Genomic DNA, 479 nt, shown 5'->3' with positions numbered 1-479 from the left:
ACTGCGCCGTTCTCGTCCTGCGCCTGAATCAGGTCGCCATAGGCGTCGTACTGGTAGGCACAGCGTTGTCGCAGTGGGGCACCGTCAACGATTTGCCAGAGGCCGATCAGCCGGCCGTGATCGTCGATCATCGTACCGAGGTGCAGGTGGACTTTGCTGATGTCGTTTTCTTGATAGGTGATCAGGTCCGAGAGCACCGACTGTTCGCCGTGGCGATGCTCGTAATGCAGCATGATTCCGGCGCCGTTGCGCAGAGAAATATTGGTCAGCACAAAGCGCTGGCCATGGAGGACGTAGGTTTCCTTACGTTCGAAGCCACGGCACAACAGCAACTGGTCTTCGCCACTGCGAACCAGTGTAATGCTTTCGATGGCGTCGTAGTGAAACAGACCGAGTTTGGGCAGCGGAAAGCTGTGGTCGCGGCCATCGGAGCCGTAGAACGTCAAGCCATCGTCCACGCAGTCAAACCGCGTGGTGAA

General features: G+C 57.8%; 1 pseudogene. It reads right to left on the bottom strand.

Annotated features, from left to right (window positions below):
* Positions 1 to 479: pseudogene (locus BK665_RS34085) on the bottom strand (RHS repeat-associated core domain-containing protein); the annotation flags it as partial.

The sequence above is a fragment of the Pseudomonas frederiksbergensis genome (assembly GCF_003732665.1).
In the GTDB taxonomy this organism is placed as follows: Bacteria; Pseudomonadota; Gammaproteobacteria; order Pseudomonadales; family Pseudomonadaceae; genus Aquipseudomonas; species Aquipseudomonas frederiksbergensis_G.
The sequence above is the reverse complement of the archived record's forward strand: the minus strand, read 5'-3'. Positions and strand labels throughout refer to the sequence as shown.